This is a genomic window from Mesobacillus boroniphilus, assembly GCF_018424685.1.
GTDB classification, from domain to species: domain Bacteria; phylum Bacillota; class Bacilli; order Bacillales; family Cytobacillaceae; genus Mesobacillus; species Mesobacillus boroniphilus_A.
Window position 1 is genome coordinate 449,808 of sequence record NZ_QTKX01000003.1, and the last position, 20,466, is coordinate 470,273.

General features: G+C 43.3%; 24 protein-coding genes and 1 riboswitch. Of the genes, 16 read left to right on the forward strand and 8 right to left on the reverse strand.

The features are described 5' to 3' along the window. Positions 1-123: 123 nt before the first annotated feature. Complete coding sequence (locus DYI25_RS19520) at positions 124-990, reverse strand: YitT family protein (protein ID WP_213372054.1); 867 nt, start codon at positions 988-990, stop codon at positions 124-126. A gap of 180 nt (positions 991-1,170) precedes the next feature. Between DYI25_RS19520 and DYI25_RS19525 the strand changes: the two genes are divergently transcribed. The 4 genes from DYI25_RS19525 to DYI25_RS19540 all read left to right on the forward strand — a co-directional run bounded on the left by DYI25_RS19525 (position 1,171) and on the right by DYI25_RS19540 (position 5,781). Next, complete coding sequence (locus DYI25_RS19525) at positions 1,171-2,277, forward strand: CBS domain-containing protein (protein ID WP_249745555.1); 1,107 nt, start codon at positions 1,171-1,173, stop codon at positions 2,275-2,277. Positions 2,278-2,364: 87 nt separating this feature from the next. Further along, a riboswitch (SAM riboswitch) is annotated at positions 2,365-2,467 on the forward strand. 115 nt (positions 2,468-2,582) lie between these two features. Then, entirely contained in the window at positions 2,583-3,719 is a 1,137-nt protein-coding gene (locus DYI25_RS19530; RefSeq protein ID WP_213372056.1) for a trans-sulfuration enzyme family protein, read from the forward strand. Positions 3,720-3,824: 105 nt separating this feature from the next. Next, positions 3,825-5,126: a methyl-accepting chemotaxis protein gene (locus DYI25_RS19535; RefSeq protein WP_213372058.1), complete on the forward strand. Its 1,302-nt coding sequence runs from the start codon at positions 3,825-3,827 to the stop codon at positions 5,124-5,126. A gap of 79 nt (positions 5,127-5,205) precedes the next feature. Further along, positions 5,206-5,781, forward strand: coding sequence for a general stress protein (locus tag DYI25_RS19540; RefSeq protein WP_213372060.1), 576 nt, complete (start codon positions 5,206-5,208; stop codon positions 5,779-5,781). 56 nt (positions 5,782-5,837) lie between these two features. Here the strand turns inward: DYI25_RS19540 and DYI25_RS19545 are convergent, their stop codons facing one another. After that, on the reverse strand, positions 5,838-5,981 hold the full coding sequence (locus DYI25_RS19545) for a hypothetical protein (protein ID WP_213372564.1): 144 nt from the start codon (positions 5,979-5,981) through the stop codon (positions 5,838-5,840). Between the two features lie 121 nt (positions 5,982-6,102). Between DYI25_RS19545 and safA the strand changes: the two genes are divergently transcribed. From safA to DYI25_RS19580, 7 genes are all read left to right on the forward strand, one after another. Continuing rightward, a complete protein-coding gene (safA, locus tag DYI25_RS19550) occupies positions 6,103-6,711 on the forward strand; it encodes a SafA/ExsA family spore coat assembly protein (protein WP_213372062.1) in 609 nt (202 codons plus the stop codon). Positions 6,712-7,009: 298 nt separating this feature from the next. Next, positions 7,010-7,354 (forward strand): flagellar basal body rod protein, encoded by a 345-nt coding sequence (locus DYI25_RS19555; RefSeq protein ID WP_213372063.1) that lies wholly within the window; start codon positions 7,010-7,012, stop codon positions 7,352-7,354. A gap of 26 nt (positions 7,355-7,380) precedes the next feature. Next, positions 7,381-8,025: a PspA/IM30 family protein gene (locus tag DYI25_RS19560; RefSeq protein WP_213372065.1), complete on the forward strand. Its 645-nt coding sequence runs from the start codon at positions 7,381-7,383 to the stop codon at positions 8,023-8,025. Positions 8,026-8,161: 136 nt separating this feature from the next. After that, positions 8,162-8,896, forward strand: a complete 735-nt coding sequence (gene liaF / locus DYI25_RS19565; RefSeq protein WP_213372066.1) for a cell wall-active antibiotics response protein LiaF — start codon at positions 8,162-8,164, stop codon at positions 8,894-8,896. Next, complete coding sequence (locus DYI25_RS19570; protein WP_213372067.1) at positions 8,893-9,939, forward strand: sensor histidine kinase; 1,047 nt, start codon at positions 8,893-8,895, stop codon at positions 9,937-9,939. Before liaF ends, DYI25_RS19570 begins: the two co-directional genes overlap by 4 nt. Then, positions 9,932-10,564 carry a response regulator gene (locus DYI25_RS19575; RefSeq protein ID WP_213372068.1) on the forward strand — a complete coding sequence of 211 codons (633 nt, stop codon included), beginning with the start codon at positions 9,932-9,934 and terminating at the stop codon, positions 10,562-10,564. Before DYI25_RS19570 ends, DYI25_RS19575 begins: the two co-directional genes overlap by 8 nt. An 18-nt stretch (positions 10,565-10,582) precedes the next feature. After that, the gene (locus DYI25_RS19580) at positions 10,583-10,765 is read left to right on the forward strand and encodes a hypothetical protein (RefSeq protein ID WP_213372069.1); all 183 of its coding nucleotides are present in this window, start codon (positions 10,583-10,585) and stop codon (positions 10,763-10,765) included. A 31-nt stretch (positions 10,766-10,796) separates the two neighbouring features. Here DYI25_RS19580 and DYI25_RS19585 read toward each other — a convergent pair whose 3' ends face one another. Next, positions 10,797-10,991: a hypothetical protein gene (locus DYI25_RS19585; RefSeq protein WP_213372070.1), complete on the reverse strand. Its 195-nt coding sequence runs from the start codon at positions 10,989-10,991 to the stop codon at positions 10,797-10,799. A gap of 570 nt (positions 10,992-11,561) precedes the next feature. Here DYI25_RS19585 and DYI25_RS22770 point away from each other — a divergent pair. From DYI25_RS22770 to DYI25_RS19600, 4 genes are all read left to right on the forward strand, one after another. After that, a complete protein-coding gene (locus DYI25_RS22770; protein ID WP_342032543.1) occupies positions 11,562-11,717 on the forward strand; it encodes an RAxF-45 family protein in 156 nt (51 codons plus the stop codon). A gap of 162 nt (positions 11,718-11,879) precedes the next feature. Next, positions 11,880-13,775 carry a ribosomal protection-like ABC-F family protein gene (gene abc-f / locus DYI25_RS19590; protein ID WP_213372071.1) on the forward strand — a complete coding sequence of 632 codons (1,896 nt, stop codon included), beginning with the start codon at positions 11,880-11,882 and terminating at the stop codon, positions 13,773-13,775. Positions 13,776-14,025: 250 nt separating this feature from the next. After that, complete coding sequence (locus tag DYI25_RS19595; RefSeq protein ID WP_213372073.1) at positions 14,026-15,357, forward strand: polysaccharide biosynthesis protein; 1,332 nt, start codon at positions 14,026-14,028, stop codon at positions 15,355-15,357. 113 nt (positions 15,358-15,470) lie between these two features. Continuing rightward, positions 15,471-15,857: a DUF1284 domain-containing protein gene (locus tag DYI25_RS19600; RefSeq protein WP_249745596.1), complete on the forward strand. Its 387-nt coding sequence runs from the start codon at positions 15,471-15,473 to the stop codon at positions 15,855-15,857. A gap of 16 nt (positions 15,858-15,873) precedes the next feature. Here DYI25_RS19600 and DYI25_RS22775 read toward each other — a convergent pair whose 3' ends face one another. Next, complete coding sequence (locus tag DYI25_RS22775; protein ID WP_213372077.1) at positions 15,874-16,533, reverse strand: TrkA C-terminal domain-containing protein; 660 nt, start codon at positions 16,531-16,533, stop codon at positions 15,874-15,876. 88 nt (positions 16,534-16,621) lie between these two features. Next, positions 16,622-16,885 carry a hypothetical protein gene (locus tag DYI25_RS19610; RefSeq protein WP_213372079.1) on the reverse strand — a complete coding sequence of 88 codons (264 nt, stop codon included), beginning with the start codon at positions 16,883-16,885 and terminating at the stop codon, positions 16,622-16,624. Positions 16,886-17,105: 220 nt separating this feature from the next. On the opposite strand from DYI25_RS19610, the gene DYI25_RS19615 reads away from it, so the two are divergent. Further along, positions 17,106-18,044, forward strand: a complete 939-nt coding sequence (locus tag DYI25_RS19615) for a magnesium transporter CorA family protein (protein WP_213372081.1) — start codon at positions 17,106-17,108, stop codon at positions 18,042-18,044. A 43-nt stretch (positions 18,045-18,087) separates the two neighbouring features. On the opposite strand, the gene DYI25_RS19620 is transcribed toward DYI25_RS19615, so the two are convergent. From DYI25_RS19620 to mscL, 3 genes are all read right to left on the reverse strand, one after another. Further along, positions 18,088-18,423: a DUF3243 domain-containing protein gene (locus DYI25_RS19620; RefSeq protein ID WP_213372523.1), complete on the reverse strand. Its 336-nt coding sequence runs from the start codon at positions 18,421-18,423 to the stop codon at positions 18,088-18,090. A 939-nt stretch (positions 18,424-19,362) separates the two neighbouring features. Next, complete coding sequence (locus tag DYI25_RS19625) at positions 19,363-19,998, reverse strand: Bax inhibitor-1/YccA family protein (protein WP_213372083.1); 636 nt, start codon at positions 19,996-19,998, stop codon at positions 19,363-19,365. An 80-nt stretch (positions 19,999-20,078) separates the two neighbouring features. Then, positions 20,079-20,447: a large-conductance mechanosensitive channel protein MscL gene (mscL, locus tag DYI25_RS19630; RefSeq protein ID WP_213372085.1), complete on the reverse strand. Its 369-nt coding sequence runs from the start codon at positions 20,445-20,447 to the stop codon at positions 20,079-20,081. Positions 20,448-20,466 lie beyond the last annotated feature (19 nt).

Consider the following 20,466-nt stretch of genomic DNA (forward strand, 5'->3'; position numbering starts at 1 on the left):
TTCGACCAGATTTGAAGTTATTTCGACCACATTTCGAAATATATTGGCGGATTTTTTATTTTTTCGACCACATTCAAGGATTATTCGACCAACTGGTGATTCTAACGGGTTTCTAGCCCTTAATTAATGTCCGCCACTCTTATCAAAATTGCTTCCTGAAACGTCGGCGACATTCTCAATGGCGACCAATGCGTTTGGATCGATATCATCGACAACGGAGCGCACGGTGGATAATTCGATCCGGCTGACGATGGTGTAGATGATTTTCTTTGGTTCGTTTGAAAAAACACCTTGGCCCTGGATATAGGTCATGCCGCGGCCTAATTGCTTTAGCAATGCTTCGGCGATTTCTTCCGGGACATCGGAAATGATTGTGACCGATTTAAGCTCTTCCATCCCTTCGACGACGACGTCAATCATCTTGAATGCGATGAAATAGGTGATGATTGAGTACATGGCTGTTTCCCAGCTAAACACGAGCAAGGCAGCCAGTATGAAGATGAACAGGTTCATGACCATGACAATCTGTCCAACAGAAACGGTGCGCTTTTTGCTGACAAGGATGGCGATGATTTCAGTTCCGTCCAGTGCGCCACCTGCTCGGATGACCAAACCGACACCCGTTCCAAGGATAACCGCGCCGATGATGGTTGCTAAAAATAAATCATCCGTCACAGCGTCAAAGTGATGTAAATAAGCAGTCGAGATGGATAAAATAATGACTCCATATAAGGTGCGAAGCGTGAATTTCAGGCCCATTCTCCGATACCCGATATAAAGGAAAGGCAGGTTAAACACAATAAGGAATATACTCATCGAGATATTAGTCAGTTCCGCGGCGATAATCGAAAGCCCGATGACCCCGCCGTCAAGGATCGCGTTAGGAACGAGGAACATATCAAGCCCGAATGCCGCGATAATTGCCCCGAGAGTTATCGTCACAAGCTGTGTTATCTCTTTGATCACTCTTTTTTTCTTCGTTGCAGCCACTAAATATCAAACCCTTTTCTATTAAAAATATCTTCTATGAATTAGTAATGTATGTACTATACTTATTGTATCAAACTTTAAAGTGTATCTGGTATTTTTACATTATATATCCATGATTAGTAAAACCGGTAATTGGGGTAATGAGAAGGGGAAGTTAATTGAAATTACGGAGGGGCTATTTTGGCTAACAATACTCAGTTTAAACATAGATCAAATAATCAACAGTCAGGTTCCAAAAACAAGAAGAATCATCAGACTGGTAACAATAAGAAAAAGTCATATATGAGAACTAACCCTAAGCCGCAGGAAAAAGAGGAAAACAGGTTGAAGCGTGTTAGTGAAAAAAATCAAACGCATGATGGCAATAAAGGAAGCGAAAATGGAAAGTCACCGAATCAATCTAACAGCGGTAATGGTAACTCATCTTCCATGCAGGCTGATAACGGTAATGGCAAACCATCCTCCAATCAATCCAAAAACAGCAACGGGAAAAAGCGTGCCTATGAGAGTGGTAGGAATTCATCGAATCAAAATCCCGATTCAGGAGCTAAAGCTTCAGGAGACCATGAGGTGAAGCATAAGGAGCAGTCCGGAAAATTCGAAACGGCATTTAACAGAATTCATAAAGCGTTGAAGGAAATGGTGAAGGGGACGGACAGCGATGCATTTGTCGAGCTTCTGTACTCCGGCTATAAAAATCATTCATTAGTACGTAAATATAAAAGTGAGCTGCACCAGTTTGCAAAGCTTCGCAATGCGATTGTCCATGAGCGGGTGAACGCTGATTATTATATTGCCGAGCCGCATATTGAGGTGGTCGAACGGATTGAGGAGATTGCCAGGGAGTTTGAGAAACCTCAGACAGCTTTGTCGATCGCGACCTGCCCTGTGTTTTACTATTATGAGGATGCCTATCTTAAAGATGTTCTAAAGGTAATTAATAAGTTTGATTTTACAAGATTCCCTGTTTATGACAAGGATGATAAGTATATTGCCTTACTGACTTCCACGGAGATCATCCAGTGGATGGCGAAGCATTTTTCCGACAGTGTGGTGCATTTCGAGGATGTCCGTGTCAAAGAACTGTTGACGAAGGGGAAAAATTATTTTGTGACCTTTGTTGATGAGGATGCATCCTTGTATCATATTGAAGAATTGTTCGAGCGTTACCATACAAGAGGCAAGAAGCTGCAGGCAGTCATCATCACGGAAACGGGTGACCGCCATGGGAAGCCAATTGGCGTAATAACGCCGTGGGACTTGCTTGACAGTGACCCGGAAGATTGAGTTTCCGGTCTGGTAACTGTCATTGACGAGCTGCCAGTGGTGCTGGTATACTGCAGCTATTAAAAACTATTTTCAGAACCGAAATAACTCTTATCCAGAGCGGCGGAGGGACAGGCCCTGTGAACCCCGGCAACCTTCATATTCAAAATGAAAGGTGCTAAATCCTGAAGATGCAGTCTGAAGATAAGAGAGGCTGATTGAACAGAAACCTCTCCTAATTGGGAGAGGTTTTTATTATAGGCTTTTTTCGTGGTTTTGCATCCACATTCGGAAAAAGCCTTACTATTATAAAAGCAGGTGAGCATATGGAAAAAAGATTTGAAACGGAAGTACTGCATTCAATACATAACAAGCCAAAGGGGATTAAAAGCAAGGCGACACCGATTTATCAGACGTCGGCATTTACCTTTAATGACCTTGATGAGCTTGAGGGCTTTTATCAGGGAGAAGGAAATTACTTGTATTCAAGGGTAGGAAATCCGAATACAGATGAACTTGGTCAATCCGTTGCGGCGCTTGAGTACGCGGAAGATGGGGTAGCGGCTTCCTCAGGTTTAGCTGCCATCTTAGCAGGTGTCCTAGCAGTAGTGAAGAATGGTGATCATATCGTTGCGGCTGATGATGTATATGGAGGGAGTTTCCATATGCTGAAAGCCGAGCTTGAACGCTTTGGAGTCGAAACGACATTTGTATCTTTTTCCGAGTTGGACAGAGTCGAACAGGCGATCAAACCCAATACGAAGCTTCTTTACACCGAATCAATCACGAATCCGCTCCTCCGTGTTGAAAAATTGGAGGAAGTCATTGAGCTGGCAAAGAGAAAAAGTCTTACTGTATTAGTTGATAATACTTTCGCTACACCACTGCATGTCCGCCCGTTTTTACTCGGAGCCGACCTGGTCGTCCACAGCGCGACGAAATACATTGGAGGTCACAGTGATGTCACTTCAGGTGTCGTCGTTGGCAAAAAGGAACTGATTGCAGAAGCGCGTGCAAGAATCGTGAATCTTGGTGCGAACCTTAGTCCGTTTGAAGCGTGGCTGACTTGCAGGGGCTTGAAGACTCTCGCGTTAAGGATGAAGGCTCAATCGGAGAATGCCAGGTTGCTGGCTGACGGTTTGAGTGAACATCAGAATGTCGCAAAGGTTTACTATCCATTTGCTGAAGGTGAAAAAGGCTTCGGTGCCATCGTGACGGTTGAACTGGCAGAACACGTGGATACAGACCAGTTTTTCAAATCGCTTGGATGGATAAAAATTGTCCCAACACTTGCGGGAGTAGAAACGACTGTCTCTCATCCACTGAAAACCTCCCATCGCGCACTGCCTCCAGAGGCTCAAGCAGAGCTTGGCATTACGTATCGATTAGTCAGGATTTCCGTTGGGATCGAAAACCCAGCTGATATTATCGAACAATTTGTGACGGCGCTGGAAAACTCGTGAGAAAGATGGGGGAAGGGGTTAATAATATTTCAATCATTCCGATATTATAGGAAGAATATACTAGTACCCCTAAGAGTTTGTTGAAGGTTAAAAGGAGCGGGCAGGATGCGCAGACTTGTTAATATTTCGTTAAAGACTAAGGTTTTTTCATTTTTCGGCATGTTATTTTTCGTATATGCAATATCAACAGTTTATAATTTTTATTTGTTGAATCATTATAAAGATAGCTCTGGCACATCCGAATTAGTGTCAAAGAGTTTGTATTCAACTACTATTGCTGGAACACTTATATCAATTGGCTGCATTGTTTTTATATTGATCCTTTTTCAGAACGTTTTCCGGCCAATTGATCGTTTAACGGATGCCACCAAGAAAATGGTTAATGGCGATCTATCGATACAGATTGAAAGCGGAACTATGGATGAAATGGGTATGCTCACATCCCATTTCAATGAAATGATTGAAAAGTTACGTGTTCTTGTTTCGCAAAGCCAAAGTAACACCGGATTGATTCTTGATTCAGCCATTAAGCTTTATGAAAGTTCTCATGAGCATGAAAAAGAGAGCGATAGAATCAATTCTTCCATTATGCAAATCTCTGCTGGGGCCGAGCGGCAACAAGAGCAATATACTTATCTGAATGAAATTGCTGAAAATATGGAAGACAGGATCAAAGAAATTGCAGAACTGGCCAATGCCATTGATGCAATGTCCTCGGCCAACGTCGCAAAAAGCGGAGTGGGCATGGAGTTAATTGGTCAAACGAGTGCACAAATTGAACATATGAACCATATCACCAGCGAGGCTGCTGTTAATGCGGAAAAATTAGCTGAAAAAACGAATGAAATTGATCAAATCGTCAGCATTATCTCTGGCATCTCTAATCAAACGAATCTTTTAGCATTGAATGCGGCAATCGAGGCAGCCCGGGCTGGGGAACAGGGAAAAGGATTCGCTGTTGTGGCCGGCGAAGTCAGGGCTCTGGCTGAACAATCTCTTCAAGCATCTAAACAAATCCAGAGTGTAATTGAAAGTGTGAGAACAGAAATAATTAAAATGGTTGAAGTAATGGCTGGCGGAAATTCAGAGGTGCAGAAAGGAAGCAGGTTATTCTCGAATGTACATGAGCAGTATTCTGATATGAGGGAAGGAATCCTTTCCATCCAGAGGGAAATTGACAGGATTGCGCACTATGCAGATGACCTTAAAGAGCAAACTTCCGAGCTGACTACGATGAACCGGGAGTCAATGTCAATTTTACATACAAATTCAGCAGGAATATCAGAAATGGCTGCAGGATTCACGAACCAGGGAGACACCGTGAGAGAATTGACTGCAACTGCGGAGAACTTGAAGAGGGTTTCTTCGATACAGAAGGAAGCCGTTTCAGCATTTCGAAACATTTAATAAACGTTGGACATTAGGTTTACACCTCCTGTATGCGGGTAATTTTAAAAGGACTACTCGTCTAAAGGAGGCTTTTATTATGTTTGAACATGAAAAACATCTTGTTGGAGTATATGATAATGAGCAAGACGCAATTCAAGCTGTTGAGGACCTGAAAAGACAGGGGTACTCAACCGATGATATTTCAGTTATCAGTAAGAACGATGATGAGGTGCACGATGTCAACGAAGCTACCGGTACAAAGACTGAGGAAGGTCTTGCTGCAGGTGCAGCAACAGGCGGCGTTTTAGGCGGCCTTACTGGACTATTGGCAGGCATCGGCGCACTAGCGATTCCTGGAATTGGACCAATCGTTGCTGCAGGACCGATCGCTGCGACACTTACTGGCGCGGCAGTAGGCGCAGGTGCAGGCGGTTTAGCTGGAGCACTGATCGGAATGGGTATTCCGGAAGATGAAGCTGAACGCTACGAAGGCTATGTAAAAGAAGGCAAGATTTTAGTTGTTGTCGAACGCGACGAAAACAGAGTTGGTTTGAACGACGATGCAACAACTGTTGATGGCTTAGATAGCAGAAGGACTCGCAATCCAGTTGATGCACCCCTTACTTCGGACAACCCTGCCAACACTCGTTTTGATAACACACGTGATTTTTAAAAAGTGTCATAAAATGGGCTGCCATTCAATTGGCAGCCTTTTGACATTTATCGAAGTTACTCATCTCTCTTTGTATCCAACAAATCAATCCGACTGGCATCATCCAAATTAAAAGAAGAAGCAATGAAAAACATTAATGTGCCGCCAATTAAACCGAGACAAATGACAAAACCAATGGTCATCACCCAAAGATATCCCATAATTCGCATTCCTCCCTTGATAAAACTATATGCACTGTACTCTTGATGTTTTCTTATAAAAAAATAATGAAGTATAATTTCTTGAATTATTCTCATCCTATCAGTTGAGGAGGAGTGAATAATGCTCAAGAAAATAATATTAGCCCTAGCATTAATGGTAATGGCAATCCCGACTGCTTCGTTTGCTCAGGAGGTCTACACGGTTCGGCCTGGTGATTCCTTATGGAAGATTTCGGTTAGGTATCAGGTCGGCCTTTCTGAGATTATCGCGGCCAACCCGCAATTCAAAAACCCTAACTTGATCTATCCGGGCCAGAGGGTCAATATCCCAAATTTAAGTGCGACAAAGAGTATCGAAAGCCAAGTAATCCAGCTGACAAACCAGGAACGTGCCAAAAATGGACTGAAGCCACTAGCTGCTGACTGGCAGCTTTCCAGGGTAGCCAGATATAAATCTGCAGATATGAGAGATAAGAACTACTTCTCCCATACTAGCCCTACTTACGGCAGTCCCTTCACGATGATGAAGAACTTCGGAATCACATACCGGAGCGCAGGTGAGAATATCGCTGCCGGGCAAAGGACACCGAGTGAGGTTGTGAAATCATGGATGAACAGTCCGGGCCACCGCAAGAACATCCTTAGCCCTACATACACCCATATTGGTGTCGGGCATGCATCTGGCGGCAACTATGGTCACTATTGGACGCAAATGTTTATCGCGAAATAAATATCTAGAATGGAAATAACCCAGTGAATAGCCACTGGGTTATTTTTTATGGATAGGAATTAGAATAGTGTCCAGGTCCAGCGCCTAGCAAGTTTTCATGCCTGCCAATGAAGTCAAAGGACGACTTCACTGCCAGGCCCTCCACCGCTTGGCGGGACTGACCAAGGGGCTTTCGTTTTTCTTATGGTCCGGTCCCCAGCTAAGCCTCAGGTCCTATTCGAAAATCAAGCTCAGGCAGGTTATGGATTTTTTGCGAGAAAGGTAAGATGAACTCATAAGAGATAAGGAGGAATTGAAAATGAAAAAAATTGGTTTACTGGTTGCGGGATTCATTGCTGCCATGGTGTTGATTTCCAACCTTGGCCCGCTTGTTGGCCTTGGTGTCAGCTTGCTGGTGCTCTACTTCGTCGTTAAGCAATTTTTAAAGACAAATTCCACTGCCGGTAAAATCGGCTGGGGAATCGCAGGCTTCATCATCCTAATGGCAACAGCTTCAAACGTGCCAGCCATCCTTGGTATCGCAGCTGCTTATGTCCTGTACCTTGTATATAAAAACTGGGACAAAAAAGAAGAGGCAATACATGAAGCGAACGATCCATTCGTCAACTTCGAAAAGCAATGGGCACAATTGAATAACAAATAATCTTAAAATCAAAGGAGAGATTGTAAATGGCAAATCTATTAACAAGAATCAAGAACACGGTAATGGCAGATCTTCATGAGGCACTGGACCAAAAGGAAAAAAAGAATCCAATCGCCCTATTGAACCAGTATCTTCGTGAGTGTGAAACGGAAACGGAAAAAGTAAGGAAACTGCTTGAGCGTCAGGGTCAGTTGAAGGAACAGTTTACTCGTGAGCAACATCAGGCAGCTGAGATGGCAGAAAAGCGCAAGCACCAGTCAGAAATCGCAATGAGAGCGGGAGAAACTGAGCTTCAGGAGTTTGCCAGCCAGGAGCAGGCACAGTATGAAGAGCGCGCTGCAAGACTGAATGAAGCGGTGGAAAACGCGGGCAAGCAACAGCTTGAGCTTGAGCGGAAGTATGAAGACATGAAGCATAAGCTGAAAGATATGCACATTCGCCGCATGGAATTGATGGGCCGCGAAAACGTGACCCGTGCCCATTACAGGATGGACCAGGTGCTCGATCACAATGCTTACTCTGACAAAGCCTATTCAAGATTCGCAGAAATGGAAAACTATCTTGACCATCTCGAGGAGAAGGTGAACAGCAGCTACAATCGTAATACGATCGACGGCAGGATAGCCCAGCTTGAAAAAGAGTTTAAAAGTAAAGAAACCAATACTATTTAATAGGCAAAACATGGTATTCTAAAGAGGCGCAGGCAGCTGCGCCTTTTGGGTATCACCTCGAATCGGACTTCAAAAAAATATTCCTCTAGTGTTTTGTATTCCATTTTTAAAAATATAGAGGAAGGGAGGAAACAGCATGTTGAACAACATGAAAAATGATTATGTAAGTTGGATTGTGATAACGGGACTCATATTGCTTTTGCTCGAAGTTTCATTTTTTAATGAAGGATTGATTTTCTCCCTTCTTGCAAGCGGAGCGATGGTTTATTTTGGCCGCTCCCTGATGCCAAAGAAGAAAGGGAAGGTGCTATTCTGGGTAGGCCTATTCTTTTTACTGAGCAGTGTTTTCAGCATGATGACGTTCAGGTTTTTCTTATTGGCGGTGCTAATCTATCTTGCGTATCAATTTGCACAGTCGAAAAAGAAACCAGAAGTGATCACTCCAGTTTTACAGGAGCCTGAACATGAAGTCAGGAAGGAAATGCTGATTGAAAAGCCACCTCTATTTAAAAATCGCTTGTTTGGCCATCAGGAAACGCCGTCTCATGTGTATGAGTGGAACGATGTTAATATCCAAACGGGGATTGGCGACAGTGTGGTCGACTTAAGCTTGACGGTGCTGCCAAAGGGAGAAACCGTTATTTTCATCCGTAATATAATTGGCAATGTAAAAGTATATGTGCCATATGATTTAGAAGTCACCCTTCGTCATTCGTCGGTTATTGGCTCTGCTGAAGTGTTTGAGCATGAGGAAGGCAGGGTGCTGAATCAGAGCCTGTATGTGCAGACTCCAGGCTATGACAAAGCTGAGCAAAAAGTTAAAATCTTTACCTCAATGATGGTCGGGAATATCGAGGTGAAACGCATATGACGAGTGCGATGCGCCAGATTTTATGGGGATTGACCCTCGGAATTATTTTATTTATAGCGCTGACTTTGTCTTTTGTACTTGTTTTTCCGATAGCGAAGCTTTCTGATCTATGGAATCGTGAGTTGATGGATATTCCATTCATCATTTTCACCTTCAGCATTAGTGTCGTGTTAGGCGTAGCCTTTGGTATGGCGTCAGGGACATACTGGCGCAAGCAATTCCAGACGGTGGACAGCTGGCTCTTTCAGCTGGAGGAAGGCCAGGAGCCCGAAATTGACAAGAATCAGACTTACGCAGAAATTTCGTCGATTTCGAAAAGAGTTGGCAAGCTGCATAAACAAATCTCTGAAAAAGCGATGCTGTCACAGAGGCTGGCGACTGAAAAAGCGGAGGAGCAAGAGTCGCGGATCCAGGAAATCATTTCTCAGGAGCGCAACAGGCTTGCCAGAGAACTGCATGACTCGGTCAGCCAGCAGCTCTTTGCGGCATCGATGCTGATGTCAGCCATCAATGAAACGAAGGGACCTTCCGAGGAGCGAGAAGCGAAACAGCTAAAGATGGTCGAGGAAATGATCCATCAATCGCAGCTTGAAATGAGGGCGCTGCTTCTGCACCTTCGTCCGGTTGCATTGAAAGGCAAATGTCTGCAGGAAGGAATCGAGGAACTGTTAATCGAATTAAGACAGAAAGTCACAATGAACATTAAGTGGAAGGTCGAGCCGTTCCCGTTGGATAAGGGAGTCGAAGACCACTTATTCAGAATACTTCAGGAGTCTGTTTCGAATACGCTTCGCCATGCAAAAGCAGATCAGCTGGAAGTGCTGCTGATCAAGCGCGATGATAAAGTCATCATGCGGGTGGTCGATGACGGGATGGGTTTTAACGTAGAAGAAGCAAAAGCAGGTTCATATGGCCTCCAGAATATGCATGAGCGCGCCGGGGAAATCGGCGGAACGTTGAAGATTGTGAGTGTTGAAAATAAAGGGACCAGGCTTGAGGTCAAGGTTCCAATATTAGTGGTGGCGGGTGAGAAGAATGATTAAAGTTGTGTTTGTGGATGACCATGAAATGGTGCGGATTGGTGTCTCTTCGTATTTATCGGCGCAGGCGGATATTGAGGTAATCGGCGAGGCGGATAACGGGAAGACAGGTGTCGAGATGGCGCTTGAGCTGCGGCCGGATATTATTCTCATGGATTTGGTCATGAAGGAAATGGACGGAATCGAAGCAACTAGGCAAATCATCGAGCAATGGCCAGATGCAAAAATCATCATTGTCACTAGCTTTCTCGATGATGAAAAAGTGTATCCCGCACTTGAGGCAGGAGCGACTAGCTATATGCTGAAAACATCGAAAGCCAGCGAAATTGCTGATGCTGTAAGAGTTACATACTCAGGACAGCCTGTGCTCGAGCCGGAAGTGACGGGCAAGATGATGATGAAAATGCGCCAGAGAAACAACGTCGAGCTGCACGAAGAATTGACAGAGCGTGAGATGGAAGTCTTGAAGCTGATTGCTGAAGGAAAGACAAACCAGGAAATCGCGGACGAACTATTTATCGCCCTTAAGACTGTGAAGACTCACGTCAGCAATATCCTGAGCAAACTGCAGGTGCAGGACCGTACCCAGGCTGTCATCTATGCATTCAGGCATTCAATCGTAAAATAACAGAGGGAGGTGTTCTGAATGGAGCCGTTTTTTGGTTTGTTTGGCCTGTTTGGAATATTGTTGTCAATCGGATTGCCAATCGTTCTAATTGTACTTTTTGTGATGCTTGTCACCAGCACAAAAAGGCAGGAAGCATTATTGACTGATATCCTCGCTGAGTTGAGAAGGAAGGATTCAACTCAGGATCATCTGAATCGATAAAACAAAAAAGAGGCCAGTGGCCCCAATAAAATCAATTTGCTTTTTTGTCGATTACATCTAATTTCATAAGCATTTCGCTTAACGCTATGGATATGACTTCCCGTTCTTCAAATTCATTTGGATAACGGGAAGCACTATTTATATAGTCATGCTTTTCAGCTAACTTTTCCTTTATCTTTTTACACATCCAGAGCTGGTAATCAGAAAGTTCCAAGTGTCTAAGCATTGCCACCCACTCCTTCGTTATTTATCCCTTACCCGCGGGCCAAGCTTGCTTAAACGCTTTATCCACAAGATTAACTGTTTGGGAAAAATTGAGAAAATCCCAATGTGAAACCACTGAACAGGATTTAATCAAACGTTTGTTTAAGATGGAAACGCTATTGAATAAGGTTGTAACGGACAGAAACACTGGCTGAAGCTGGATGATTTTTAACGGACAGAAATTGTGGTAGAAGCGGAAAATTTGTCCGTCATCGGGGTTATGACGGACAGAAATCGAGGAAGAAGCGGAAAATCTGTCCGTCATCGGGGTTATGACGGACAGAAATCAAGGAAGAAGCGGAAATTTTGTCCGTCATCGAAGGTATGACGGACAGAAATTGATGAAGAAGCGGGAAATCTGTCCGTTATCGTGGGTATGACGGACACAAATCGTGATAGAAATGAAAAAACTGTCCGTCATTAAAATAACAAGAAGCTGATGAAAAACCAGGAACATAAAAGGAAAAACTTGCTAAAATAAATATGTAATTGTAAAATAAAACTAACTATTATTGAACGGAGGTGAGGAGAGATGATCAAGACTGTTTTTGTACGCGGATTTTGGAATGAGTTCCTTTATTTTTGTCGTGCAAAATTTGCTGTTGCAGCTGCCAACGGGATACGTGTGTCCTTTTTTAACAGCTTAATATCAAATACAAACGGTATGATCATCTCTTTTCCCGCTTAATAGCAAGCTTCGGTGAATGGGGAGGGCTCAATGCCCTCCTTTTGTATTCATTGGATTGCAGTAGCCAGGAGCAGAGCCATCTGCCCCTGGCTTTTTTGTGCTTATAAAACAAACCGGGCGGCGTTAGGTGAATAGGGGGATCGTTAATAGGAGGAAAAAATAATGATAGCATGCAGTATTAACCATATAAGCAAAATGTACGGAGGCAATTTGATTTTTGAGGATTTGTCTTTTGAAATAAACGAGAACGACAGGGTTGGCCTGGTTGGACCAAATGGATGCGGCAAGACAACGTTGATGAAGCTGATTGCCGGCATGGAAGAAGCGGATCAAGGGAAGATACATTGGAAAAAAGGCTTGCAAATCGGATATCTTGCCCAGGTTCCTGCCTACGAGGAAGGGATGACAGCGAGGGCAGTTCTAGAAACAGCTTTTGATGAGTTACTGGCTGTTCAGGAGGAGATGAAGCAACAAGAAATCGAGATGGCAGCGGCAGGCGAGGATTCGGTTAAGCTAGAAAGGCTGCTGGCAAAATACGGTGTTCTTCAGGAGAAGTTTTCTCTTGGAGGCGGTTATGAAATGGAGGCGAATATTGACCGCATTGCCAACGGCTTGAAGATTGAGGGCTTGCTGGATTCCGATTTTAACAACCTTAGCGGCGGTGAAAAAACGAAAGTAGGCCTTGGATTGAGTTTGTTGAGAAATCCGGATTTGCTGCTTCTCGATGAGCCGACAAACCACCTTGATATCATGGCTGCTGAGTGGCTGGCCGAATTTTTGAAAGAATACGATGGGACAGTTGTGATCATCTCGCATGACCGTTATTTCCTTGACGAAACAGCGACGAAAATCCTCGACTTGGAGGATGGCGAGATTGACCTCTATCATGCCAATTATTCAGGGTTCATCAAAGAAAAAGAAGCAAAATTACTGCGTGAATTCCAGGCGTATGAAGAGCAGCAGCGGAAAATCAAGAAGATGAAAGAGGCAATCAAGCGTCTGCGTGATTGGGCGAATAGATCGAACCCGCCAAGTGCAGCTCTCCATAAAAGGGCGACGAACATGGAGAGAGCGCTGGCCAGAATGGAGAAGTTGGACCGACCGGTTTTAAACAGGAAGAAAATGAATTTTGAACTGGAGACAGGTGCCCGGAGCGGTAAGGATGTGCTGGTTTATAAGGATGTTGAAAAATCATTTGGAGGGAGAGAGCTTTTTTCAAACGTCAATCTCCAGCTGCACTATAAGGACCGGGCGGCGATTGTCGGCGAAAATGGCTCTGGTAAAACAACTCTGCTAAAATTCATCCAGGGTGACATTAAGCCTGACGATGGAGAAGTGCGTAAAGGAAGCAATGTTAAAATCGGATACCTATCACAGCATATGGAACTTTCCAGTCAGAAAGGCACCGTGCTTGATGCATTCCGGAACGAGGTAGTAATGAATGAGGGAGAGGCCCGAAATGTGCTGGCAGGATTCCTGTTCTATGGTGCATCTGTTTTTAAGAAAGTTTCACAGCTGAGCGGGGGCGAACGAATGAGGCTTCGACTTGCACAGTTGATGCATCAAGATCTTAATTTCCTTATTCTTGATGAACCGACCAATCATCTCGATATCGATTCACGTGAAGTACTGGAGGAGGCGCTGGATGGATTTGAGGGTACGCTCCTGGCTGTCTCCCATGACCGCTATTTCCTGAATAAGCTTTTTGATAAGGTTTACTGGCTTGAGGACGGGGAGCTGACGGAAATAGAAGGCAATTACGACCGGGCGAGAGTGAAAATGGCGGAGAAACGGAAGCGGTGGGAGGCTGCTAATCCAGCTCCTGCGGAATCTGTAAAACCTCCTAAAAGGGAAGAAATAGTCAAACAACCTGTTGTTGATCATGAGGAAGAAGTCCTGTTCGAAGAAATCGAGAGTCATGAAAAATCGATTGCCACACTTGAACAGCAAATGGCCATAATGACCGATCTTGCAATGCTCCAGGAGCTTCACGCTGAAAAAGAAGCTTTAGAGTCAAAACGAAATCAGCTGTATTCAAAGCTTGAGGAAATATCATAAAACAAGTTGAAGAACTGCTTATAGAGGCAGTTCTTCCTTTATTTTACTGGTAAAAATACGCTGGATTTTCCAATTCGCTATAAAAATAAGAATATCGCTATAAAAGAGAAATTATCGCTATAATAAAGAGAATTTCGCTATAAAACCCTTTCGTCTAATGAAGAATCCCTTTTTTGAACCCCCCTTCATATTGTCCAGACTTGTCTCATATGTTTATAGGAGTAAATGAGACGGGATTGGGAGAGAAGCTATGAATACTTTTTTAAAAGGGATGTCTATCCTCGTGATTGCTACTTTTCTTGGAGAAGTGGTGGAGTTCCTCGTCAATATGATTCTGGCAAGGGAGCTCGGGGAAAGCGGTATGGGGCATTACATGACGATATTGCCGACGATTTTCCTGATCATGATGCTCGCGAGCTTTGAGCTGCCGGTGTCGATTTCAAAGATGATCGCGGAGAGGGATGAGTCTTACCACCGGAGCATGATCAGCCATGCCATCAGGCTGGCGGTGGTATTCACAACAGTGTTGCTAATTGGTGCTGCCATTCTGCTTCCAAGCATTCCTGTATTCAAGGATTATCACCCCCTGCTTAAATGGGTCGTGCTGTCACTGATACCGGTGATGACGATTACTGCTATCGCCAGGGGATTTTTCATGGGAAAACAGGATATGGGGAAAATTGCGATTTCCCATTTTATCAGAAGAGCTGTTCAGCTCCTGTTGCTCTCAGCGGTTTTTCAGTTTTTTGAGTTTGGAAGCGAAACGGCGCTCCTGGTTGCTTTTTGCACACTGGCGGGAAGCGAGCTCGTCGTGTTCCTTTATCTATTACACTACTTCATTATGTCTTATCAGAAGATTAAAAGTGTATCAGGTAAGCATGTAAGCGGGCGAGAGGTGAGAAAGAGTCTTGTGGAGGTTTCCGTGCCGACGACCGGCCTGAGGATTTTTCATTCCCTGACGCATGCTGTTCAGCCATTTCTGATAAAATTTGCGATTGTCAGTGCTGGATTAACAGCGGAAATGGCAACGGAACAATTCGGGATGATGGCGGGAATTGCGATGACGATTGGATTTTTCCCGGCGTTTATAGCCCATTCCTTTCTGATCATCCTGATTCCGACTGTATCGAAGGCATATGCGGAAAAAGAGTTCTTTAAGCTGCAAAAATTGCTGCAGCAGGTAATGCTGTTAACATTGCTTTATGGATTGCCGGCTGTAACTGCTTTTTACTTTCTGGCAGAGCCACTGACTAATACCTTCTTTCATTCTAAGCAGGCAGCGGTCTTTTTGCAGCTGCTGGCGCCATACTTCCTGTTCCACTACTTCACCATCCCGATGCAGGCGTATTTGATCGGACTTGGATTGGTGAAGGACGCCTTTATTCACTCCGTTTATGCTACGATTGTTACCTTTTCACTGATTTACCTCGTCGGCTCAAGACCGGAATGGGGGATGGAAGGGGTTATCGTAGGCATGAATACGGGCAGTATGGTTATCTTGCTGCTGCATTACCTGACGATTTGTAAAAAAATCGGCATTACCTGGCGGGCTAAGAGTGTGATCAAAGATTCTAGATTTTAAAGGAAAACAATGATTTTCGGAGAATTAATTAAACAGCTTAATTTTTCAGGAGTGATGATGTGGAAAAAGTATTGCGCGGACACCATCTCCTCTGTGTCCATGGTTTCAGGGGGATGGGCTACAGCCCTGAGTTTGTGAAGAAGATGGAGAGTATCGTAAAAGATATACGCGATCCTGAGCAGGATTTTTACATAAAGGTGGTTGCTGCGTTCGATGACGCATGCATGTCCTGTCCACATAGAGGCCTTGAGATATGTGAGGCGAGTGAGGGGTCGAATGAACATGTGCTGACGATGGATGGGAATGTCATTCGTCATTTAGGTCTTGTGCCGGGCGAACGTTATTTAAAATCTGAGCTTGTCAAATGGACTGCGGAAAAGGTTGAACCCGATGATCTTGATGACCTTTGTAAAAACTGTTCATGGCTCTCATACGGAGTATGCAAGGAAGGAATTGCCGAACTCCGAGCAAACACAAAATGCCTGACTCATGGTGGTTGATTCGAATACCATCGAGTCAGGCATCTTTAAATTTTTCATCTATCAAAGGGTTATTTCCATATAAAACAAGACGGTCACCGGCTTCAAGCTTTGTTTTATGAGATTTCTGCCGGATATTGATATCACCTCTTTTAATAAACAAAAGAATAAGATCGTCTTTTTGAGTGACCACTTCATCAAAGGTCTTTCCGGCGAAGGGAGAATCTTTCTTAATCGAAATCTCCCGTACTTCATCTTCATCATCCATCAAAAGCACATCCCGGATGGGCAAATCCGCAAGCTCGTAGTTCTCCTTTAGTTCTCTTTTCATTTTAGTCGCCATCATTTTTTGCACTGTTGGTGTTTTTAAAATAAATAGCAGGATCAATAGTCCTCCTGCAACATAGGTAATTTCCATCGTGTAAAAATTGTCAGTCAGGAGATTGCTGATCGCGGAAATAATCACTGCAAGCGAGAAAGCTCCAAATAAAATCAAAAAAGCACCCAATCTTCTTCTGACAGGATGGTCGATGATCAGCTCAGATTCACCTGTGGTAAAACCAGTGCCTGTTAGCATGGAAATAACCTGAAACCTGGCAACTTTTCTGTCTAGGCCCGTTGTGACAAAAATAGAAGTGTTAATTTCTATTACAGTAAAAACGATGAAAAAGTAAATAAAAATAAATAGGATACCCACTACCCCAAGCCCCCTCACAGTACCTAGTATTGATTGATGAGGTTAAAATTAAACAAAAATAGACCGGGGAACCATTTCCCCGGACGGTTTATCTTTGTTCTTGCAGATTCTCGTTGTAATAGTTTACCCCGTACATAGCGCCTTCGCTGACCATTTTGTTGTCTTCAACGTCCAATGGGTCAGGGTTTCCAGCTTTTTGTACAGGAATCACATCTGGCTTCGATGGCATGACCTTTTCTTTCACTTGAGTAGCCATATTAGTAATCTTTTCCTTATTTTCAGGTTTCATTGCCATCCATAAAGCGGCAGCTCCCACACCTAACATTACTGCGTTTTTGGTTTTTGTTTGCATTTTATATTCCCTCCTATTAATAACACTTATTTAAAAGTGTATAGAGGCTTGAAGCGATTTTTATCTGCCCCGTATATGTCATGTTTACCCGCTCTATGAAAATCAAAAACATTTTTAAAATGGAAGGCTTGCCAAGTATTAGCCGACATTAGTTTCGAATCCTGCTTTTCAGGGAAAAGTAACACTTGAAAATTGATTGAAAGAGAAAGGTCTGAGACCATTGCGGCAAACATTCAATGAGGAAAAATGGATATGGTTTGATTTTGAGAAAGCGGATCAATCACAAATCGAGGAAGTTATATCCAATTATCCAACATGCGAGAACTGGTATACCAACATAAAAGAAAGGCAGGCGAATCTCCTTCAGCTCAACACTGAAACAAGGGGAGAGGAACATATTTGGGGCTCGCTTATTTATAAACAGAATATCGAAGAACAGCATGAAAAAAATATCTTCCATTTTTATATAAGCAAAGATTTCTTTATTACTATTGATTTTGATTTTACAGTGCTGGAATCAGACCCTTTAAGTGTTAACAAGCAAATGGAGCAATCAGAAAATGCTGTTGATGGCTTCTTTGTACTCCTAGGGGAGATCCTGGTGAATTATCTGCAAAAAATAGATGAATATGAAGAGCGGCTCCATGAGCTTTTATGGAAAATGAAAGAACAAAACAACCGTGAAATCCTTGAAAAAATATATGAAAACAGGCATGAACTGCTAATTTGGAAAAATCTTTTGGTACCAATCAATGAATTGAAGTTCATCGCTGAAGAAGCCTATGGCAAGGAAATTCATGAAATGAGTGAATTTAGCCGGGTTGTGACACGTGTTGAACGGGTACAGACGCTCCTGGATGAGTACCAGCAAGCGATTGACACGATGATCAATCTAGAAGAAGTGGTATCCACCCTTCGCGGAAATGAAATCATGAAGACTTTAACCGTCATGACGGTGTTATTTACACCAGTAATGGCCTGGGGAGCGCTGTGGGGCATGAACTTTAAAGTTATGCCGGAATTAGAATGGAAATTTGGCTACGCACTTGCGGGTGCTTTAATTTTATTCTCCACGATAGCACTTTTTTATTATTTGAAAATTAAAGGCTGGATGGGAGATATATTAAGAGTAAAAGGGAAGAACCGGTTTTTTGAATAGCGGGATGATAATAGAAAAAATCGCCCATTGAAGGGCGATTTTTCTATTCAGCTAATTTTACAAGCATATGGGCCAATGCGTGCTGCTCTTCTTTTGTGCCGACCTTCCATAGTTCCTGTAGCAGCTGCTCCTCTTTGTTGCGAGGTGTCACCTTGTCTGCGAGGTAATCGGCAACCTTTTCAGCCGTTTTCGCAAGCTGCTCTTCATCAAGCCCCGCTGTCTTGCCCAGCTTGATCCGTTTGCTCAGATAGGTTCTGAATTCATTGAAATCACCAAGGATTTCATCTGCCTGTTGTGTATCCATCCGTTCGAGGGTCTCATCTACCTTGCTAGTATCGACATCGCCATCTTTATGAATCATATGGTCTTTTTCCATGATAAAAACCTCCTTGTTAAAGATATATATTAAATACCCAGATGTCGGAATCTAGTAAACCTTTGGGAGCACATTCAGATTGTAAGCTTCATGCAAAAACTCGTGAAGTGTGATACTCAGAGGGTCTTTTCGTTTGTGATAAATTGATCTTTACTAAACTCGATAGGCGTCAAAAAAGAAAAAATCAAAGTGCCGATTTTTTCCTTGCTTAAATATCTTGTGAGGTTTAATACTATGAGGCTCTTTTCGTATGGGATGAAGTTATTTTTTAAAATCTTTATAGACGTTTAAAAAGGAAAAATTCCTAAAGCCGAATTTTTCCTGGATTGCAATTTAATATTAAGATGAAAAGAGCTTTATCAAAAAAGGTGCGGGCCACTGGGCCTGCACCTTTTTTGAGTCCGACATACGGACGATGGGAGGAGTATTCCTCTGTTATTCAATTTGCGCTCTGGGATGAATCGATATTAAATGTATCGATTTAAGACCAGCGTGCCTTGAGACAGCAGCGCGAATCTTCCTCCGCTTGCATAGCCAATGACGTATTCCGAAGTCGCCGTAAAGTCTTCCACTTTAACCAGTCCCTTCATTACTAATATTGGCCTTGCTCATATCCTGCGGACAAACTTAGAGGAGTGCTCTGCTCAAGCTATTTAAAAGCAATGTGGTCTATCGATGTTAAGTCCATCGATTTAAGACCAGCGTGCCTTGAGATAGCAACGCAAATCTTCCTCCGTATGCTAAGCCAATGACATTTTCCGAAGTCGCCGTAAAGTTTTGCACTTTAACCAGTCCCTTCTAGGTTTTGTATTGGCCTTGCATTATATATATACCCAGGTGAAATCACTGAAAACTCATTAAACATGATAAAAAATTGGAAGTTTATCTAAATATTGGTACAAGCAAAAAGGCAGCCGTTGAGGGCTGCCTTTTGAATCATTTTTAGTCATTGCTCGATAGTATCCCGAAGAAACGCAGGATATATAGGAAGAGATTGATGAAATCTAGATATAGATTAAGAGCCATCAGCGGCACTTCTTCTGGACTCACGCCATAATGCTTCATCCTGTTAAAATCAAACAAAACATATCCGCTGAAAACAAGAATCCCAATGAACGAGTATGCCATCATTCCGGTCGAGCTAAGCGGCCAGATCCAGTTAAAAATACCTACAGCAATCAGCGCCAGCAAGGCTGCCATCAGCATGCCGCCAAGGAAGCTAAGGTCACGCTTAGTTTTTGTCGCATAAATCGCGAGACCAGTAAAAACAACGGTAGTGGCTCCGAGAGCATTGATCACTACATTGGCACCAGATACTGCGATGTAATGGGCAATGACAGGATACATCGTCATTCCAGATATGAACGTAAACGCATAAAGAAATGCATAAGAGATAGCTTTCTTTTTTCTTAAAAAGAACACTCCTATCAGCATCGCAAGCTCAATGATGATGAGTGGAAGGAACAGCGCAGGCGGAACAAACACCCCAGCCATTGTGCCAATAAAGGCAATTGCCAGTGAAAACGCGAAGGTTCTCATTACCGATGGCATCATGGAGCTATCTGAGTAAGCGTACATTTAATATGTCACCTCATAATTTTATTTGATTATGTATACGAGTGACAGGCACCACTGGTTTCATCCTGCGTTAAAAATATTTAAATACGTTTTTTTTCTTTTAAAAGATCGCGAATCTCCATCAACAGCTCTTCTTTTGCATCAATTTTAGGAGCTGCAGGCTTGGCTTCTTCTTTTTTTCGATAGCGGTTAATGATTCTCACAAAGAAGAAAATGGCGAAGGCTGTGATGAAAAAGTTGACGACAGCTTGGAGAAACGAACCGTAGTTTACCGCTTTGTATGTAAGTTCTGAAAAATCAGCCCCGAAAGTAGCGAGTCCCACAATCGGCATAATAATGTCATCGACAAGCGAAGAAACGATTTTCCCAAAAGCCGCCCCGATGATTACTCCAACAGCGAGATCCAGCACATTGCCTTTAAAGGCAAATTTCTTGAATTCATTCCACATCCAATATGTACCCCCTAAG

Coding starts and splice junctions, on each gene's coding strand:
- DYI25_RS19585 (WP_213372070.1), bottom strand. CDS start 10,991: ATGCTTAGACACTTGGAACTTTCTGATTACCAGCTCTGGATGTGTAAA.
- DYI25_RS19610 (WP_213372079.1), bottom strand. CDS start 16,885: ATGCAAACAAAAACCAAAAACGCAGTAATGTTAGGTGTGGGAGCTGCC.
- liaF (WP_213372066.1), top strand. CDS start 8,162: ATGTTGAACAACATGAAAAATGATTATGTAAGTTGGATTGTGATAACG.
- abc-f (WP_213372071.1), top strand. CDS start 11,880: ATGATAGCATGCAGTATTAACCATATAAGCAAAATGTACGGAGGCAAT.
- safA (WP_213372062.1), top strand. CDS start 6,103: ATGCTCAAGAAAATAATATTAGCCCTAGCATTAATGGTAATGGCAATC.
- DYI25_RS19545 (WP_213372564.1), bottom strand. CDS start 5,981: ATGGGATATCTTTGGGTGATGACCATTGGTTTTGTCATTTGTCTCGGT.
- DYI25_RS22770 (WP_342032543.1), top strand. CDS start 11,562: ATGATCAAGACTGTTTTTGTACGCGGATTTTGGAATGAGTTCCTTTAT.
- DYI25_RS19560 (WP_213372065.1), top strand. CDS start 7,381: ATGGCAAATCTATTAACAAGAATCAAGAACACGGTAATGGCAGATCTT.
- DYI25_RS19580 (WP_213372069.1), top strand. CDS start 10,583: ATGGAGCCGTTTTTTGGTTTGTTTGGCCTGTTTGGAATATTGTTGTCA.
- DYI25_RS19530 (WP_213372056.1), top strand. CDS start 2,583: ATGGAAAAAAGATTTGAAACGGAAGTACTGCATTCAATACATAACAAG.
- DYI25_RS19625 (WP_213372083.1), bottom strand. CDS start 19,998: ATGTACGCTTACTCAGATAGCTCCATGATGCCATCGGTAATGAGAACC.
- DYI25_RS19575 (WP_213372068.1), top strand. CDS start 9,932: ATGATTAAAGTTGTGTTTGTGGATGACCATGAAATGGTGCGGATTGGT.
- DYI25_RS19555 (WP_213372063.1), top strand. CDS start 7,010: ATGAAAAAAATTGGTTTACTGGTTGCGGGATTCATTGCTGCCATGGTG.
- DYI25_RS19595 (WP_213372073.1), top strand. CDS start 14,026: ATGAATACTTTTTTAAAAGGGATGTCTATCCTCGTGATTGCTACTTTT.
- mscL (WP_213372085.1), bottom strand. CDS start 20,447: ATGTGGAATGAATTCAAGAAATTTGCCTTTAAAGGCAATGTGCTGGAT.
- DYI25_RS19570 (WP_213372067.1), top strand. CDS start 8,893: ATGACGAGTGCGATGCGCCAGATTTTATGGGGATTGACCCTCGGAATT.
- DYI25_RS19535 (WP_213372058.1), top strand. CDS start 3,825: ATGCGCAGACTTGTTAATATTTCGTTAAAGACTAAGGTTTTTTCATTT.
- DYI25_RS19600 (WP_249745596.1), top strand. CDS start 15,471: ATGGGCTACAGCCCTGAGTTTGTGAAGAAGATGGAGAGTATCGTAAAA.
- DYI25_RS19540 (WP_213372060.1), top strand. CDS start 5,206: ATGTTTGAACATGAAAAACATCTTGTTGGAGTATATGATAATGAGCAA.